The following is a 17,263-nucleotide window of genomic DNA, read 5'->3' as shown; positions in this document are numbered from 1 at the left end:
CGCGTCTTTGAGAGCCTGACAGACGTGGAGTCCGCAGGCATCTCCTCACTCTATGCGCTGCATTGCCATTTTGGCAACCGGTTGACAAAAACCCCCGGAATAGTGTCATATGGTGACGTCGGCGTCTTTGCGCGCGCGCTCACGTCATCCGTTTCGAACACAAGGAAGTGCCATGGTCGACCTCACCGCCACACCGTTCAACCTCGATGCCGACGCTATCGACTGGGTGCACCGCACCATCGACTCGCTCAGCCTCGAAGAGAAGATCGGCCAGCTCTTCATCAACCTCAACACCAGTTTCACGCCCGAGTACCTGGACAATGTGCTCGACAACTACCACGTCGGCGGCATTCGCTACATGGGCGCCGACTCTGCGACCGTACAAGAGCACATCCGCTACGCCCAGTCGAAGACGAAGGTCCCGCTGCTCGTCGCGTCCAACCCGGAAATGGGCGGCTTCGGAAGCGCCGACGACGGAACCCTCGTGTCGACCCACCTGCAGGCCGGCTCACACCCCGACAAATCGATCGCGCGCGACATGGGCCGGGTGGCCGGCGTTGAAACCGCAGCGATGGGGTGCAACTGGGCGTTCGCCCCGATCGTCGACATCCACTACAACTGGCGCAACACCGTGATCAGCACCCGATCGTTCGGCAACACCCCGGAGGTCGTCATCGAACGGGCGAAGGAGTACTTCGACGGCCTCTCGGAGTCGAACACGGTCGCCGCGATGAAGCACTTCCCCGGCGACGGCATGGACGAGCGCGACCAGCACGTGGTGACCAGCTACAACACGCTCGGCGTCGACGAGTGGGAAGCCAGTTACGGCCGGGTCTACTGCGAGCTGATCGACCACGGCGTGCAGTCGATCATGGTCGGCCACATCGGCGCCCCCGAGTTGTCCCGCAAGTTCCGTCCCGGCATCGCCGACAGCGAGATCATGCCGGCCACCCTCGCCCCTGAGCTGCTGCAGGACCTGCTGCGCGGCGAGCTCGGGTTCAACGGCCTGATCCTGACTGACGCCTCGATGATGATCGGCATGACCCAGGCGATGAAGCGCAAGGACCTGGTTCCCGCGGCCGTCGCCGCCGGCTGCGATATGTTCCTCTTCTTCCGCGATCCGGCCGAAGACTTCGAGTACATGCTGAGCGGATACCGCACCGGCGTCATCACCGAGGCCCGCCTGCAGGAGGCGCTGGAGCGCATCCTCGGCCTGAAGGCGGTCCTGGGCCTGCACGCGACGCCGCGCGATCGGGTGGTTCCCTCGCCGGACGCGCTCGCCGTCATCGGCAGCGCTGCGCACCACGCCGTGGCCGCCGACATCGCCGACAAGACCGTCACGCTTATCAAGGACACCCAGGGCAACCTGCCGCTGACGCCCGAGAAGCACAAGCGCATCCGCCTCTACGGCGTCTCCGGCCAGGCGGACTTCACCGGCGTCGACCCGAGCGGATACCTGGTCATCGCCAAGGACGAACTCGAGAAGGCCGGCTTCGAGGTGCACGTGTTCAAGGACGCCGCCCAGCGCAAGGCCGAGGGGGAAGAAGGCGTCTACTTCCACACCGTGATGGCCGACGAGGCCAATGCCGCGTACCCGGACAAGTACGACGCCGCGATCGTGTTCGCGAACGTCGCCGGCTTCGCGCAGGAGGCGAGCGTGCGCATCCGCTGGTCCACGCCGATGGCAGCGGAGATTCCCTGGTACGTGACCGAGGTGCCGACGGTCTTCGTCTCACTGAACCAGCCGAACCACCTCATCGATGTGCCGATGGTCAAGACCATGGTGCACGCGCACAACCCGAGCCGGGAGGCGATCCACGCCGCCATCGAGAAGATCACCGGGGCTTCGGAGTTCCACGGCACCTTCAATGAGAACGTCTGGTGCGACACCTGGGGCACCCGGCTGTAGCGCGAGGCTACTAGCCTGTAACTCATACCGATAGATCACGAGCAGGGAGTATCCATGTCCACAAGCGACACGGCAGCAGCAAACATCGGAGTCGTCGGATTAGCGGTGATGGGCTCGAACCTCGCCCGCAACCTCGCCAGCCGCGAGGGAAACACGGTCGCGGTGTACAACCGCTCGCCGGAGCGCACCCGCCTGCTCACCAGCGAGCACCCGGAGGCCGGCTTCGTCCCATCCGAGACCATCGAAGCCTTCGTCGCCTCCCTGCAGAAGCCGCGCACCGCGATCATCATGGTGCAGGCCGGCAAGGGAACAGATGCCGTCATCGACCAGCTCACCGAACTGTTTGAGCCGGGTGACATCATCGTCGACGGCGGAAACGCCGACTTCCACGACACCATCCGCCGCGAGAAGGCGGTCAGCGCCACCGGCGTGAACTTCGTCGGCGCCGGGATCTCCGGCGGTGAAGAGGGCGCGCTCAAGGGCCCGTCGATCATGCCCGGCGGCTCCGCCGAGGCGTATGTGACCCTCGGCCCGATCCTGGAATCGATCGCCGCCGTCGTCGACGGTGTGCCATGCGTGACCCACGTGGGCACCGACGGCGCCGGACACTTCGTCAAGATGATCCACAACGGCATCGAATACGCCGACATGCAGCTCATCGGCGAGGCGTACGATCTGCTCCGCCAGGTCGGCGGGCACTCCCCCGTGGCCATCGCCGACATCTTCGCCGAGTGGAACACGGGCGAGCTCGAGAGCTACCTGATCGAGATCACCGCCGAGGTACTCCGCCAGGTCGACGCGAAGACCGGCAAGCCGTTCGTCGACATCGTGCTCGACGAGGCCGGCTCGAAGGGCACCGGCGTCTGGACCGTGCAGAACGCCCTGGACCTGGGCGTTCCCGTCGGCGGCATCGCCGAGGCCGTGTTCGCGCGCGCCGTCTCCAGCCACCCGGAGCAGCGTGGACCGGTACGCGCCGGCATCGACGCCCGCCCGGAGATCGCGGTCGTCGGCACCGACGTGGAGGACAGCTTCCAGGAAGACGTGCGCCAGGCGCTCTACGCCTCGAAGATCATCGCCTACGCGCAGGGCTTCGACGCCATCATCGCGGGCGCCGTGAAGTACGGCTGGAACATCGACAAGGGCGCGATCGCCACGATCTGGCGCGGCGGCTGCATCATCCGCGCCCAGTTCCTGAACCGCATCGTCGACGCCTACGCCAACGACGCCACCATTCCGACGCTGCTGGTCGACCCGTACTTCAAGGCGGCCGTGGCCGACGGCGAGACGGCGTGGCGACGAGTGGTCTCGACCGCGGCGCTGTCCGGCATCCCGGTTCCGGGGTTCTCATCGGCGCTGAGCTACTTCGACTCCCTCGCCGCGGAACGCCTGCCCGCCGCCCTCGTACAGGGGCAGCGCGACTTCTTCGGTGCGCACACGTATAAGCGCGTCGACATGCCCGGCGTGTTCCACACCCTGTGGTCCGGGGACCGCAGCGAGATCGAGACCGAGGGGTCGTCGCACTAGACGCGGCCGCGGCCCCATCGGCCCGACAGTTACCTTCCCGGTCGAGAGTGCCAGTTCCGCGGGTCACTCTCGACCGGGACTGTAACGCTCGCCGGTAGGGATCCGTTTTGCGCGGCGAGCACGGCGCGGCACCGACCTGATTCGGGCTTGTCGCGAAAACCGGAGTGCTCGTCGAATATGCCCCGATTCTTCCGGCGTAGGGCGACGCTTGAGCGATTCGTCCGGTTTTCGCTTCACGCAATCGTCAGGTGTCTGCGTCTGGCATCGCCGCCGTCGAGCCGCCGTCTGTGAGGCGCGCGTGCCGGTGCATAGCGGCGCGTTCGCTGGGTGAGGTGCGGCCGAGGACGAGTGTCATTCCCCACAGCAACACGCGGGTTGCCGTGACCGCGGGCCACCGCGGGCGCCGCAACCCGAGGAGCTGGCGATAGCGCTCGGGCAGCGAGGCGACCGCCCCGGCGAACAGGGTCGGGTAGATGCGCCGGATCGCGGGCGACACCGAGGGCCGCCGGATGAACTGCACCGCAGCGGCCACGCGTTCATCGGCGCGCAACTCCGGGAGGAACGCATCCAACTGCTCGGTCAGTTCGCGCCGGCTGGTGGGCGGGTTCTCCACGCCCATCAGCTCGCCGGCTCGCGCCCATTCGCGGACGTAGCGGTCCGGGCCGCCCGGGATGGGGCCGCCCCAGATCAGATGGGCGCCCAGGAACGCCTCGGTGAAGGCGTTGTGCACCCACCTGGCGAGGTCGGGATCGTTCGCCGCATACCCGCGTTCCACTCCGGAACCATCGGTGTATTCGCCGACGATTCCACGGTGGACACGCTGGACCGCCCGTGCGCCGGCGCGAGCCGTCTCGGTATCACCGAAAGTCGTGGTCGCGACCCAGCGAATGGTGCCGTTCAGGCGACCCATCGCATCCTCCTGGAAGCGGGAGTGATCGTGCACGCCCGCCATCGCGCCCGGGTGGAGTGTCTGGATCAGCAGGGCACGGATGCCGGCGACCGTGGTCGGAATGGCGCCGTTGACCGCCCAGACCGCGCTGCCCGGGCCGAAAAACCCCTCATCGGTTCCGTTCAGGATGGCGGGGATCCAGTCCGCGGGCCTGACCGGTGCCCGGCGACGTCGCGCTGCGGCCTGCCTCCAGCGAACCATGTGCGCCTTCCTCGTCTCACAGCGGGTGTCGTCTGTGTCTTCTCGTTTATACGCCTTCCGGCTTGGAACGGGGCTGTGGCATCGGGAGAAAGACAGTGCAATAATAGGACGGAATGGCAACCGGTTTCCAAAACGCGGAACCCCTGCCCGAGGAGGACGAATCAATGGCGAAAATCGGCGTACAGGCAATGATGCTCAAGGACAACTTCGCGAAGATGGGACCCTTCGAGACGCTCCGGCAGGTGAGCGAGATCGGCTACCACGCCGTGGAGATCTCGCAGATCCCGATGACGCCGGAGAACGTCGCCGAGCTCGTCCGGGCACGGGACGAACTGGGCATGGAGATCGCCTCGCTGTCGGCGGGACTGACGCCGGGCCCGGTGGGCGGGGAATCGCTCACCGGCGACTTCGACAAGATCGTCGCCGACGCGAAGACGCTGGGCGCGACCATGATCCGCATGGGCATGTTGCCGTTCGATGCAATGGCCTCGCTCGACAAGGTGCTCGAGTTCTGCGACGCGAGCAACGATATGGCCGCCCGCCTGCGGGAGCACGGCATCGCGCTGTACTACCACAACCACCACATCGAGTTCGCGAAGTATGACGGCACGTTCCTGCTCGACATCATCGCCGACCGCGCCCCGCTGATGGGCCTGGAGGTCGACGTGCACTGGGTGCAGCGTGGTGGACTCGACCCGGTCACCACCCTGAAGAAGTACAGCGACCGCGTCGCCATGGTGCACCTCAAGGACTACCGCATCGGCCAGATCGCACCCGAGGGCTTCGAGGCGCTGACCAAGGGCGACTTCCCGGGGTTCATGGCCGCGTTCAAGGACGTCGTGCAGTTCGCCGAGGTCGGCGAGGGCAACCTCGACTTCGCCTCGATCATCGAGACCAGCAAGGAGATCGGCGCCCAGTACCTCCTCGTCGAGCAGGACGAGCAGTACGGCCGCACCCCGCTGGAGTGCCTGCAGACCTCGTACGACAACCTCGTCGCACTCGGCTACGCCGACCTCTTCTAGGGTTTCTCCTCGGGTGGCAAGCCCACCTGCGCCCGTGAGGGGCCAGGAAAGGCCAGTCGCGGATGCCGTTGACTAGGATTTCCTGGCCCCTTACGTGGCGTGACGGGTCGTCACCACGCGGATGCCGCGCGCGGCAAGTCCGACGGCGAGCCACGCCGCTGCCACCACGATCCCCTGCCAGGGCAGGGTGAAGGCGAGGAGCAGGCATCCGCTCACGCCGGCGTACTGCACGACGCGCGGAAGCCAGCGGTCGGCGCCGCCCTGGCGCAGTGCCGCCAGGTGCGCGATCGCGTAGTAGACCAGCACGGAACACGCGGAGAACCCGACGAGTTGCGCCGGGTCGAGCAGCAGCACCGAGGCGATCGCAATCAGGCCGATGGCCGCCTCAGCGACGACCGGGGCGTGGGTGCGGTTCGAGATGCGGCTGAGCGGGCCGGGCAGGTCACGATTGCGAGCCATCGCCAGGCCGGTACGGCTGAGGCCGGCGAGGATCCCGAGCAGCGATCCGAGTCCGGCAACGGCCGCGACGATGCGGGCGAGCACCACCCACGGGTTGGCCGCGGCCGTGCCGTCGTCGGTTGCGCCCCCGACGACCGTGGTCAGCACGTCGGCCAGCGGCGACACCGACCGGGCCAGTGCTTCCGGCCCGAGGATCGTCACGCAGAGCAGGCCGATCACGGCGTACAGCACCAGGGTGATCCCGAGTGCGCTGAGGATCGCCCGCGGCAGCGTCCGACGCGGGTCCTTCGCCTCCTCACCGAGCGTGGCCATCCGGGCGTACCCGGCGAAACAGAAGAACAGCAGGCCTGCCGATTGGAGGATGCCGTACCAGCCGGCATCCGCGATGGTGGAGAGGTCGAGGTGGGCGGGGTCTCCCCCGCCCCGGAGGCCGATCATGGTGAACAGCACCAGCAGCCCGCTGATCACCACTGCCACGATGACTGCGCTGACGCCGGCGGTGCTGCGGATGCCGGCCGCGTTGACCAGGCCGAGCGCAACGATGGCCGCCACGGCGACCGGACGGGCGGCGTCCGGCCAGAGGTAACCGCCCACGATCAGGGCGATCGCACCGGCGGACGCAGTCTTGCCGGCCATGAAGAGCCAGCCCGCCGTGAATCCCCACCACGGGCCGAGAGTGGCCCGGCCGTAGGCGTAAGCGCCCCCGGACACCGGGTAGGCCATGGCGAGCTGGGTGGAGCTGAGGGCGTTGAGGGAGGCTATCAGTCCGGCGACGACCACGCCGATCAGGAGCCCGGTTCCCGCAGCCGCGGCAGCCGGCGCCCACACGTAGAAGACGCCCGCGCCGATCATGGCGGCCAGGCCGACGATCATGGCGCGACCGACGCCGAGGTGTCGCTGCAGTGCCGCCATAGAGGAACACTAACCACGGCGGGTGAACATTCGGGGCCGCGTCGCGGGGGCGCGCCGCGCCGGCAACGCTTGCGTCCACCGCCGTGGCCGGTGAGGGTGCGGGTCCGGCGTGCGAGCGGCGCGGTCATGGCCGATACTGGGTGTAGGAACAACCATGAGCGACTACCACCCCGAACTCTCCGGCTACGAACCGAGCGATGAGTCACGCCCACTGCGCAGCAAGCGTGTGACGACAATGATGCGCGTCGTGGTGGTGCTCGGGCTGGTGGCCTTGGTGGTGCCCGGCATCCTCACCACGATGCAGTTGGCGTCGAACACCGCCGCCAACGCCTGCCGGGTCGCCGTGGCGCGGTACTACCCGTTCGCGGAGGCGTCGGACGCGCGGTTCGAGTTCTCCGGTGCTGGCGGGTTCGGCTGGCAGTGCTACTCCATCGACCAGAACGAACGGCAGACCTTTGTCGAGCCGCTCGGAATCATTCCGGCGGCACCGGGGCTGGAGACGCGCGGCATCCGCTCATAGCTCCGGGGCCGACCGTTCGCTCACGCGCATGGGTGAGCAGCGGATGCCGCGTGAAGGCGTGGGCTACGCGGCGCCGTCGAACATCGACGTGACCGAGTCGTCCTCGAACACGGCGCGGATGGCGCGGGCCAGCAGCGGGGCGATCGGGAGCACGGTCAGCGTCGGGAATCGCTTGTCCTCGGGGACCGGCAGGGTGTCGGTGACCACGACTGAAGTGATCGCGTTGCTCTGCAGGAGCTCGACCGCGGGATCGCTGAAGACGCCGTGTGTTGCGGCGACGACGACGCCGAGGGCGCCGGCCGCGTGCAGGGCCTCCGCCGCCTTCACGATGGTGCGGCCGGTGTCGATCAGGTCGTCGACGAGTAGGCAGACGCGGCCCTTGACCTCGCCGACGATCTCGTGCACCGAAACCTGGTTCGGCACCAGCGGGTCGCGACGCTTGTGGATGATGGCCAGCGGCGCACCGAGCTTGTCGCTCCAGATGTCGGCCACCCGCACCCGGCCCATGTCCGGCGACACGACGGTGAGGTTGGACACATCCATGGTCTCGCGCACATGCGCCAGGAGCACCGGCATCGCGAACAGGTGGTCGACCGGGCCGTCGAAGAAGCCCTGGATCTGCGCCGCGTGCAGGTCAACTGACATGATCCGGTCAGCGCCGGCGACCTTGAACAGGTCGGCGACCAGGCGCGCGGAGATCGGCTCGCGGCCGCGGCCCTTCTTGTCCTGGCGGGCGTACGGGTAGAACGGCGCGACCACGGTGATGCGCTTGGCGGAGGCGCGCTTGAGGGCGTCGACCATGATCAGCTGTTCCATCAGCCACTCGTTGATCGGCTGGGTGTGGGACTGGATCACGAAGGCGTCGCTGCCCCGCACGCTCTCGTCGAACCGGGCGTAGATCTCACCATTGGCGAAGGTGCGAGCATCGGTCGGCACCAATTCGGAACCAAGTTCATCGGCGATGTCGAGCGCGAGCTGCGGATGCGCCCGGCCGGAAATCAATACAAGTCGTTTTTCGCCGCTGCTCTTGATTCCAGACACTCAGTCTCCGCTCTTAGCTGCGGCGTTCGCCGCATCGGTTCCGGGGCGGTTGGCCTGAACCCAGCCGTCCATGTTGCGCTGCGGAGCCACGTTGATAGCGAGCGACCCGGCGGGCACGTCCTTGCGGACCACGGTCCCGGCCCCTGTGTAGGCTCCGTCACCAATCCTAATCGGCGCGACGAACACGTTGTGCGACCCGGTGCGCACGTGCGACCCGATCTCAGAGCGGTGCTTGTTCACCCCGTCGTAGTTGGCGAAGATGGTTCCGGCGCCGATATTGGCGCCCTCCCCGATCGTCGCGTCGCCGACATAGCTGAGGTGCGGCACCTTGCTGCCGACGCCGATGACGGCGTTCTTGGTCTCCACGAAGGTGCCGATCTTGCCATCCGCGCTGAGATGCGTGCCCGGGCGGAGGTAGGCGAACGGGCCGACGGATGCCCCGGAGCCGATCACCGCGAGGGTCGCGTCGGTGCGTTTCACCGTCGCATCCGCTCCGATTTCGCAGTCGAGGACTGTGGTGTCCGGACCCACCGTCGCACCGGTCTCGATCACTGTGGAACCCAGGATCTGGGTGCCGGGCAGGATCGTGACGTCGGGGGCGAGCGTCGCGCGGAGGTCGATCCAGGTGCTGGCCGGGTCCTGCACGGTCACCCCGGCGAGCTGCCATCCGCGCACGATCAGGGCGTTGAGGATGGCCGCGGTCTCGCTGAGCTGCGCGCGGTCGTTGATGCCGGCGACGACCCAGGGCTCGGCGACCGGCACCGCGGTGACCTCTGAGCCGGCCCCGCGCAGCAGTTCGATCACATCGGTGAGGTACTTCTCGCCCTGTGAATTGTCGGTGGTGAGGTTCGCGAGCTGGTCACGCAGCGCGTTCAGGCCGAACAGGTACACGCCGGCGTTGATCTCGTCGATCCCGAGTTCGTCGGCGGTGGCGTCCTTCTGCTCGACGATGCGGTCGAACGCGCCGGTGCCGTTTCGCACGATCCTGCCGTACCCGTTCACGTCGGCGGGACGGGCCGACAGCACGGTGGCGGAGGCCGCGCTGGCGCGGTGCTTGGTGATGAAGGAGGCGAGGGTCTGCGCGTTCAACAGCGGGACGTCGCCGTTGATCACGAGCACGTCGCCGGTGAAGTCGTCGGGGAGGGCCGCGACGGCCTGCTCGACCGCGCGTCCCGTGCCGGGGACCTCGTCCTGGTCGACGATCACGCTCTCCGGCAGGTCTTGGGCGATGACGGCAGCGAGCCGGTCACGCTCGTGGCGCACGACGGTGACGACGTGGGCGGCATCGAGGGCACGCGCCGTGGCCAGCACGTGACTGACGATGGGAACACCGGCCAGCGGATGCAGCAGCTTCGGCAGGCTGGACTTCATGCGGGTGCCCTGCCCCGCGGCCAGGACGATGATGGCAAGGTGTCGGTCTGTCAACTGGTCTCCCCTGGAACGCGATGGCTGCGCAGATTGGCTGCGCAGATTAGAAGCGTGTGCTCCGCCGCCAGGATTCGAACCTGGACCGAACAACTCCAAAGGTTGCCGTGCTGCCGTTACACTACGGCGGATCACGCCGGCTATGAACCGGCGCCGCAGTCAAGTCTGCCAGATGTCGAACCCGTCTCGAACAGCTCCTCGCTGGCGTGGGGTGCGTATCCATCGGTGCGGCCGGGAGAATGCCACCGGAGCCGGGATAATGGACGGATGCCCGCACATGATGAAGTCGACCGCATTGTCGGCGCCTGGCTGCGGGAACGCCCCGACCTCGATTTCGCGCCGCTCCAGGTGCTCTCCCGCGTGGGCCGGCTGGCGAAACACCTGGACCGGGCGCGCCGTACCGCCTTCTCCCGCTCTGAGCTGGAGGTGTGGGAGTTCGATGTGCTCTCCGCGCTCCGCCGCGCCGGCACGCCGTACGAACTCAGCCCGAAGTCCCTGCTGCAGCAGACCCTGGTCTCCAGCGGAACCATGACCAATCGCATCGACCGCCTGGTCGAACGTGGCCTCGTCACCCGTCGCGCCGACCCCGGCGACGGCCGCGGCGTGCTGGTCAGTATGACCCCGAACGGCCTCGCCCGGGTCGATGCCGCCATCACCCGGCTGGTCGATGCGGAGGCCGACCTGCTCTCCACACTTTCGGCGGCCGACCAGGAGCGCCTGGCCGGGTTGTTGCGTAAGCTGTCGCTCGACTTCGACTGAACGCTCGCCTTCGACTGGACGAACGGCGAGCACGCCTCGACACTCACCGCGGAGGTCCACATGGCCAGGCTGATCTACTCGGCGATCACCTCCCTCGACGGTTACACAGCGGATGCCGCCGGCACCTTCGATTGGGCAGCTCCTGACCCCGCGGTGCACGGGTTCGTCAACGATGTGGAGCGCCCGATCGGCACCTACCTGTACGGCCGCCGGATGTACGAAACGATGGTCTACTGGGAAACCGCCGGGGCCGAACCCGGGGAGGCCTCGGTGGAGCGGGACTTCGCCGGGATCTGGCAGGCGGCAGACAAGGTGGTGTTCTCCACCACGCTTCAAGCCCCCTCCAGCGCCCGAACCAGGATCGAGCGGGCGTTCGACCCGACCGAGGTTCGGCGGCTCAAGGCAGAGTCGTCGCGCGACCTCGGTGTGGGTGGAGCGCACCTCGCCGCGCAGGCGATCACGGCCGGACTGGTCGACGAGATCCAGCTGTTCGTCACGCCGATCCTGGTCGGCGGCGGCACCGCGGCGCTGCCGGACGGGGTGCGCGTGCCGCTGGAGCTGGTCGACGAGCGCCGCTTCGGCAGCGGGACGGTGTTCCTGCGCTACCGGGTGGTGTGATCTCGACGGGCTCGATCACCGGCTGGTAGAGACCGTCGAGACCCGGTGGTCGAGCCCGCCCGGACCCGGTCAGCGCCGGAATGCCTTCCGGGCCAGCCAGTTGCCCAGGAATTGCACGGCCTGCACCAGCACGATGATCAGCAGCACGGCCGCCCAGGTGACGATCGGGTTGAACTGGCGATATCCGTAGAGCAATGCGAAGTTACCGAGTCCGCCGCCGCCGACATAACCGGCGACAGCCGACATGTCCACCAGCGCCACGAAGATGAAGGTGTAGCCGAGGATCAGCGGGCCGAGGGCCTCCGGCAGCAGCACGGTGAAGATGATCCGCACCGGGCCGGCGCCCACGGACCTGGCCGCCTCGATCACCCCGGGTGAGACGGTGAGCAGGTTCTGCTCGACGATCCGTCCCATCGCGAAGGACGCCGCGAGCGAGATCGTGAAGATGATGGCCGGGTTTCCGATGCCGGTTCCCACCACCAGCCGCGCCAGTGGTTGCGCTGCGGCCAGGAAGATGATGAACGGGATGGGCCTGACGAAGTTGACCAGCACGTTGAGCACCAGGAACACCGGGCGGTTCTCCAGGATGTTGCCCGCCCGGGACAGGTACAGGCCGAGACCCACGATCAGGCCACCGATGCCGCCGAAGAACAGGGTGAGCGCGACGATGTACAGGGTCTCAACGGCGGAGGTCCAGAGCAGGGGCAGCAGTTCGATCAGGGCATCCATCAGCGCACCTCCGTCACGGTGGTCAGTCTTCGGACCCGGTCGAGCGCGGCGTCGACCACCGCGGCATCCGCTCGGGATGTTCCCGAGCTCAGCGACAGGGTGAGGTGACCGAACGGCCGGCCCTGGATTTCGTTGATGCCGCCGTAGATAACCTCGAAGGCAACGCCGGCGGAGGTGAATTCGCCGAAGACCGCCTTCTGGTCGACGTCGGCGTCGCGGAACGACAAGGTGACGATGCGCCCCGGGTGGCGCTCGCGGAGCACCGCGAGCTCTGCGGCGCTCGGCACGCCCTTCACGACAGTGCCGACGAAACGAGCCGATGCCGCGTGCTGCGGATTCGAGAACACGTCGAAGACGTCGCCGCGTTCGATCACGCGGCCCTGGTCCATCACCGCGACCTTGGTGGCGATGGTCTGGATGACGTCCATCTCGTGGGTGATCACGATGATGGTGACGCCGAACTCCTGGTTCACCCGCTTGAGCAGGGCGAGGACCTCGTGCGTGGTCTCCGGGTCGAGGGCACTGGTGGCCTCGTCGGCGAGGAGGATGCTGGGCTGGGTCGCGAGTGCCCGGGCGATGCCCACCCGCTGCTTCTGGCCGCCGGAGAGCTGGTCGGGGTAGGCGCGCGCCTTGTCCGCTAGCCCGACGAAGTCCAGGAGCTCAGCCACCCGGGTGTCCCGCTCCTCCTTGGAACGTCCGGCCACCTCGAGCGGGTAGGCGATGTTGCCGGCAACCGTGCGCGAGCTGAACAGGTTGAACTGCTGGAAGATCATGCCGATGCCGAGGCGCACCGGCCGCAACGCCCGCTCGGGGAGCCGCGCGATGTCCTGCCCGTTGACCAGGATGGCGCCGTTCGTGGAACGTTCGAGGGCATTGACCAGTCGCACCAGCGTGCTCTTGCCGGCGCCGGAGTAGCCGATGATGCCGTACACGTCGCCGGCTTCGACGTCGAGGCTCACGTCGTCGATCGCCACGACCGGGTTGCCACCCTTGGTCGTGGGCGGGTACACCTTGGAGACGCCGCGGAGGCTGACGACGGGCATGGGATAATCCTTCCGGACCTGCGTGAAGAAGTCCGCGAGTGCGGTCAAAGGGCCGGCTACCGGTGCTCGGAGGCGGCCATTTGCCCGCACTCGCGGACGGGAAAGACGGGTCTACTTCTGGGCTGCGGTGTCCTTCTCGACGGTCTTCAGCGACTTCTCGAGATCGGCGACCGGGGTCTTCACCAGGATGGCGGATCCGCCGGAGATCGCGCGAACGCCGTCCTGGACCTTCTTGTTGTTCTGGTAGATCTCGACAAGTTTCTTGTAGGTCGCGTTGTCCTTGTCCTTGGCGCGGGCGGCGAAGATGTTCACGTACGGCAGCGCGTTGGGGTCGGAGGGGTCGTCCTTCGCGATGGCGTCCTCGAACTTCAGCCCGGCCTTCTCGACGAAGTCGTTATTGATGATCGCCGCCGCGACGTCCGGAAGCGAAGTCGGCGTGAGGGAGGCCTCGAGCGCCTTCACGGTGACCTTGGACTTGCCGGTGTCGATGTCGTCCAGGGTGGAGAAGATGCTTCCGCCGTCTTTCAGCACGATCAGCTTTGCCGACTGCAGCACCAGCAGTGAGCGCGACAGGTTGCTGGGGTCGTTCGGAACGGCGACCGTGTCGCCCTTCTTGATGCCGTCGACGCTCTTCACCTTCGTGGAGTACAGGGCGAGCGGGTAGATGGCGGTGGCGCCGATCGGGACCAGGTCCTGCTTGGTTGACACGTTGTAGTCGGCCAGGTAAACGATGTGCTGGAACTGGTTGAGGTCGATCTCGCCCTCGGTCAGCGCCGGGTTGGGCTGCGGGTAGTCGGAGAAGTCGACGATGTCGACCTTGATTCCCTCATCCGCTGCGGCCTGCTTGTAGTCGGCCCAGTACGGGTCGCTGGCGCCGACGACGCCGATCTTGACCACGTTGTCGGCGCTGTCGCCTGAGCCGCTGGCTCCGGCGCAGCCGGCCAGCAACGCAACCAGCGGTACGACCGCGAGGGCGGCCAAAAACTTCTTCTTCACTGTGTGATTCCCTTTCGCTGTGTGGGCCTGGCGGGTTCACGCGAGAGCGAATGTGGGCACAGTGGGCCCACGGAGTGTTCAGTGGGGGCTGTGCCGCAACCCTGCGAGGCACAGTTCTACGTTACCGGCGGATGCTGCGACCCGCTGGCCGCAACGTCACACTCCGTCACAGCATCTGCGGGGTCAGCCCTCGATCAGTTCGGAAAGTTCGATCCAGCGGGTTTCGAAGCCGGCGACGGATGCGTCCAGGTCGGCGATCTCGCGGGTGAGCGTCCCGAGGCCGTCGTAATCCGACTGGTCGTGCACGGCCAGCTTCTCGTGGAGTTCCGCCACCCTGGCCTGCATCTTGGCGACCTTGCGGTCGATCGATGCGAGTTCCTTCTGGGCGTTCCGGAGTTCGGCGCCGCCGATGGCGAGCTTGCGCGTGCGTGTTGCGGTGCCACCGCCGCCGATGCCTTCGGTGGGTGACCCGGTCTGCGCGGCGCCGGCGCCGGCATCCGCTAGACGACGCAGCTCGAGGTACTGGTCGACGCCGCCGGGCAGGTGCCGGAAACCGCCGTTCATGACCGCGTACTGGTTGTCGGTGACACGCTCGATGAGGTACCGGTCGTGGGAGACCACGAGCAGGGTGCCGGGGAAGGAGTCGAGCAGGTCTTCCATGGCGGCGAGCATGTCGGTGTCGAGGTCGTTGGTGGGCTCGTCGAGGATCAGGACGTTCGGCTCGTCGAGCACGATCAGGAGCAGCTGCAGGCGGCGTTTCTGGCCGCCGGAGAGGTCCTTGACCTGGGTCTGCAGCTGGGCGCTCATAAAGCCCATCCGCTCGAGCATCTGCCCGGGGGTGATCTCCTTGCCGGCGACGGCGTAGGACGACTTCTGCCGGCCGATGACTTCGCTGACCCGGTCGTTCTGGATGTGCTCGAGCTCGAACAGCTGCTGGGTGAGCACGGCGACCTTGATGGTCTTGCCGCGCTTGACCTTGCCGCTGGTGGGCTGCAGCGTGCCGGCCACCAGGCTGAGCAGTGTGGACTTGCCGGCGCCGTTGACGCCCATGATGCCGGTGCGCTCGCCCGGCGCGATTCGCCAGGTGATGTCGTGCAGCACGTGCTTCTCCGGCGTCTTCGCCGAGGCGGGGAAGGTGACGGAGACGTCGAGCAGGTCAACGACATCCTTGCCGAGGCGCTGCATCGCCATCGACTGCATCGTGACGGTGTCGCGGGGCGGCGGCTCGTTCTCGATCAGCACGTTGGCGGCGTCGATGCGGAACTTCGGCTTGGCGGTGCGGGCCGGGGCGCCGCGGCGGAGCCAGGCCAGCTCCTTCTTCATCAGGTTCTGGCGTTTCGCTTCGGTGACGGATGACATCCGGTCTCGTTCGACGCGCTGCAGGATGTACGCCGCGTAGCCGCCCTCGAAGGGCTCGATCATGCGGTCGTGCACCTCCCAGGTCGCGGTGCAGACCTCGTCGAGGAACCAGCGGTCGTGGGTGACGACCACGAGGCCGCCGTCGCGCGGGGCCCAGCGGGTCTTCAGGTGCCCGGCCAGCCAGGCGATCCCCTCCACGTCGAGGTGGTTGGTGGGCTCGTCGAGGAAGATGACGTCGTGGTCGCCGGTGAGCACAGCGGCGAGAGCCACCCGGCGGCGCTGGCCACCGGAGAGGTCGTCGACCAGGGCGTCCCAGGGGATGTCGCGGACCAGGCCGGCGATGACGTCGCGCACCTTGGAATCGCCGGCCCAGACGTGTTCCTCGATGCCGCCGACGATGGCCTGCCCGACGGTGACGCCCTGGACGAGGTCGTCGGCCTGGTCGAGGATGCCCAGTGTCACCCCCCGGCGGCGCGTGACGCGGCCGGAGTCGGGTTCCATGCGGCCGGCGAGGAGGTTCAGCAGGGTCGACTTTCCGTCGCCGTTGCGACCGACGACGCCGATCCTGTCGCCCTCGTCGATGCCGGTGGTGACATTGTCGAAGATGACGCGGGTGGGGAATTCGAGGTGCAGGGCTTCAGCCCCGAGCAAGTGTGCCATTGCCTCCGAGCTTACCGGGCGCGCCTGTGCGTTCCTTTTGCGCGTCGCGCCCTCTCCCGTTACGCTGCGCCTCCAATTACTCGAGACCCCCGTTACGCGAGAACGCACTTGTTGGGCTTAAGACGCCCTCATAACCCCAACAAGTGCAGGTTCGCGGGAGCGGGAGCGGATGCGGGAGCGGATGCGGGGTGCGCCTAGTCGTGGACGAGGCGGGCGCCGTGCACCGGGCCGGTGGCGCGCACCGCCCTCAGGCGCGACGCGGAGAGCGCCACCTGCAGCTCAAGGGCGCTGTCGGCGTCGGCGACCAGGAACGCCACCGTCGGGCCGGACCCGGAGATGATGCCGGCCAGGGCGCCGTTCTCCTCACCGAGCTCGAGCACGCGTCCGAGCCCCGGCGCCAGGTGCAGCGCGGGGGCCTGCAGGTCGTTGTGCAGCGACTCGGCGAGCATGACCGGGTCGCCCGCGCGGAGCGCCTGCAGCACATTGGCGTCAACCGTGGGTTGGTGCGACGCGGGGAAAATGTCCTGGGCGTGGCGGTCGCGGTGCCGGTCGAGTTCCGTGTACACGCCAGGAGTGGACATGCCGAACTCGGCGATGGCGAACACCCAGTGGAACTGCCCCTTGGCCAGCGCCGGACTCAGCTGATCGCCGCGGCCGGTCCCGACGGCGGTGCCGCCGGTGAACGAGAAGGGCACGTCGGCGCCCAGTTTGGCGGCGATCGCGAGCAACTCGTCCTTGGTCGCCTCGGTGCCCCACAGCGTGTCGCAGGCGAGCAGGGTGGCTGCGGCATCCGCCGATCCGCCGCCCATTCCGCCGGCGATCGGCACATTCTTCTCTATTTCGAGCCGCACCCCGCCCCGGTAGCCCGCTCGCCTGGCCAGGGTCCTGGCGGCCTTGATCGCGAGGTTGCTTCCGTTGGTGCTGAGCCCCGACGTGTCGATGCTGCCGGTGAACTCGACCGAGAAGTCGTCCGCCGGATACGCCCGCACGTCCTCGTACAGCGATACCGCCTGGTACGCGGTCGCGACGTCGTGGTACCCGTCGTCCATGACCGCGCCGACCTTGAGGAAGACGTTCACCTTCCCCGGCGCTCTGGTATGGACTACCTGCGAGCTGGCCGGGATGGTCATGTTCCTA

15 protein-coding genes and 1 tRNA gene are annotated in these 17,263 nt (G+C 67.5%); 6 read left to right on the top strand and 10 right to left on the bottom strand.

Annotated elements, in window-relative coordinates:
- The first annotated feature begins 172 nt into the window (after positions 1 to 172).
- Complete coding sequence (locus tag AB4Y94_RS08685) at positions 173 to 1,909, top strand: glycoside hydrolase family 3 protein (RefSeq protein ID WP_441727334.1); 1,737 nt, start codon at positions 173 to 175, stop codon at positions 1,907 to 1,909.
- A gap of 54 nt (positions 1,910 to 1,963) precedes the next feature.
- Positions 1,964 to 3,433, top strand: coding sequence for an NADP-dependent phosphogluconate dehydrogenase (gndA, locus tag AB4Y94_RS08680; protein ID WP_441727333.1), 1,470 nt, complete (start codon positions 1,964 to 1,966; stop codon positions 3,431 to 3,433).
- A 244-nt stretch (positions 3,434 to 3,677) separates the two neighbouring features.
- Here the strand turns inward: gndA and AB4Y94_RS08675 are convergent, their stop codons facing one another.
- On the bottom strand, positions 3,678 to 4,583 hold the full coding sequence (locus tag AB4Y94_RS08675) for an oxygenase MpaB family protein (protein ID WP_441727332.1): 906 nt from the start codon (positions 4,581 to 4,583) through the stop codon (positions 3,678 to 3,680).
- A 164-nt stretch (positions 4,584 to 4,747) separates the two neighbouring features.
- On the opposite strand from AB4Y94_RS08675, the gene AB4Y94_RS08670 reads away from it, so the two are divergent.
- Positions 4,748 to 5,605 carry a sugar phosphate isomerase/epimerase family protein gene (locus AB4Y94_RS08670; RefSeq protein WP_441727331.1) on the top strand — a complete coding sequence of 286 codons (858 nt, stop codon included), beginning with the start codon at positions 4,748 to 4,750 and terminating at the stop codon, positions 5,603 to 5,605.
- A gap of 90 nt (positions 5,606 to 5,695) precedes the next feature.
- On the opposite strand, the gene AB4Y94_RS08665 is transcribed toward AB4Y94_RS08670, so the two are convergent.
- Positions 5,696 to 6,976: an APC family permease gene (locus AB4Y94_RS08665; protein ID WP_441727330.1), complete on the bottom strand. Its 1,281-nt coding sequence runs from the start codon at positions 6,974 to 6,976 to the stop codon at positions 5,696 to 5,698.
- Between the two features lie 154 nt (positions 6,977 to 7,130).
- Here AB4Y94_RS08665 and AB4Y94_RS08660 point away from each other — a divergent pair, with 154 nt between their 5' ends.
- Entirely contained in the window at positions 7,131 to 7,496 is a 366-nt protein-coding gene (locus AB4Y94_RS08660) for a hypothetical protein (protein WP_441727329.1), read from the top strand.
- Between the two features lie 63 nt (positions 7,497 to 7,559).
- On the opposite strand, the gene AB4Y94_RS08655 is transcribed toward AB4Y94_RS08660, so the two are convergent.
- From AB4Y94_RS08655 to AB4Y94_RS08645, 3 genes are all read right to left on the bottom strand, one after another.
- Positions 7,560 to 8,537 (bottom strand): ribose-phosphate diphosphokinase, encoded by a 978-nt coding sequence (locus AB4Y94_RS08655; RefSeq protein WP_441727328.1) that lies wholly within the window; start codon positions 8,535 to 8,537, stop codon positions 7,560 to 7,562.
- Positions 8,538 to 9,962 carry a bifunctional UDP-N-acetylglucosamine diphosphorylase/glucosamine-1-phosphate N-acetyltransferase GlmU gene (gene glmU, locus AB4Y94_RS08650; protein ID WP_441727327.1) on the bottom strand — a complete coding sequence of 475 codons (1,425 nt, stop codon included), beginning with the start codon at positions 9,960 to 9,962 and terminating at the stop codon, positions 8,538 to 8,540.
- A 59-nt stretch (positions 9,963 to 10,021) separates the two neighbouring features.
- A tRNA-Gln gene (locus AB4Y94_RS08645) sits at positions 10,022 to 10,093 on the bottom strand.
- 136 nt (positions 10,094 to 10,229) lie between these two features.
- On the opposite strand from AB4Y94_RS08645, the gene AB4Y94_RS08640 reads away from it, so the two are divergent.
- Positions 10,230 to 10,721: a MarR family winged helix-turn-helix transcriptional regulator gene (locus tag AB4Y94_RS08640; RefSeq protein ID WP_441727326.1), complete on the top strand. Its 492-nt coding sequence runs from the start codon at positions 10,230 to 10,232 to the stop codon at positions 10,719 to 10,721.
- Positions 10,722 to 10,781: 60 nt separating this feature from the next.
- Positions 10,782 to 11,339 (top strand): dihydrofolate reductase family protein, encoded by a 558-nt coding sequence (locus tag AB4Y94_RS08635; protein WP_441727325.1) that lies wholly within the window; start codon positions 10,782 to 10,784, stop codon positions 11,337 to 11,339.
- A 69-nt stretch (positions 11,340 to 11,408) separates the two neighbouring features.
- Here AB4Y94_RS08635 and AB4Y94_RS08630 read toward each other — a convergent pair whose 3' ends face one another.
- From AB4Y94_RS08630 to AB4Y94_RS08610, 5 genes are all read right to left on the bottom strand, one after another.
- Entirely contained in the window at positions 11,409 to 12,068 is a 660-nt protein-coding gene (locus AB4Y94_RS08630) for a methionine ABC transporter permease (RefSeq protein ID WP_441727324.1), read from the bottom strand.
- Positions 12,068 to 13,111 carry a methionine ABC transporter ATP-binding protein gene (locus tag AB4Y94_RS08625; RefSeq protein ID WP_441727323.1) on the bottom strand — a complete coding sequence of 348 codons (1,044 nt, stop codon included), beginning with the start codon at positions 13,109 to 13,111 and terminating at the stop codon, positions 12,068 to 12,070. Before AB4Y94_RS08625 ends, AB4Y94_RS08630 begins: the two co-directional genes overlap by 1 nt.
- Before the next feature lie 111 nt (positions 13,112 to 13,222).
- Positions 13,223 to 14,107: a MetQ/NlpA family ABC transporter substrate-binding protein gene (locus AB4Y94_RS08620; protein WP_441727322.1), complete on the bottom strand. Its 885-nt coding sequence runs from the start codon at positions 14,105 to 14,107 to the stop codon at positions 13,223 to 13,225.
- A gap of 183 nt (positions 14,108 to 14,290) precedes the next feature.
- A complete protein-coding gene (locus tag AB4Y94_RS08615) occupies positions 14,291 to 16,126 on the bottom strand; it encodes an ABC-F family ATP-binding cassette domain-containing protein (protein ID WP_441727321.1) in 1,836 nt (611 codons plus the stop codon).
- A 194-nt stretch (positions 16,127 to 16,320) separates the two neighbouring features.
- On the bottom strand, positions 16,321 to 17,256 hold the full coding sequence (locus tag AB4Y94_RS08610) for a 4-(cytidine 5'-diphospho)-2-C-methyl-D-erythritol kinase (protein WP_441727320.1): 936 nt from the start codon (positions 17,254 to 17,256) through the stop codon (positions 16,321 to 16,323).
- Positions 17,257 to 17,263: the final 7 nt, after the last annotated feature.

Origin of the sequence: Glaciibacter sp. 2TAF33 (assembly GCF_052114945.1) — a bacterium.
In the GTDB taxonomy this organism is placed as follows: domain Bacteria; phylum Actinomycetota; class Actinomycetes; order Actinomycetales; family Microbacteriaceae; genus Cryobacterium.
The sequence above is the reverse complement of the archived record's forward strand: the minus strand, read 5'-3'. Positions and strand labels throughout refer to the sequence as shown.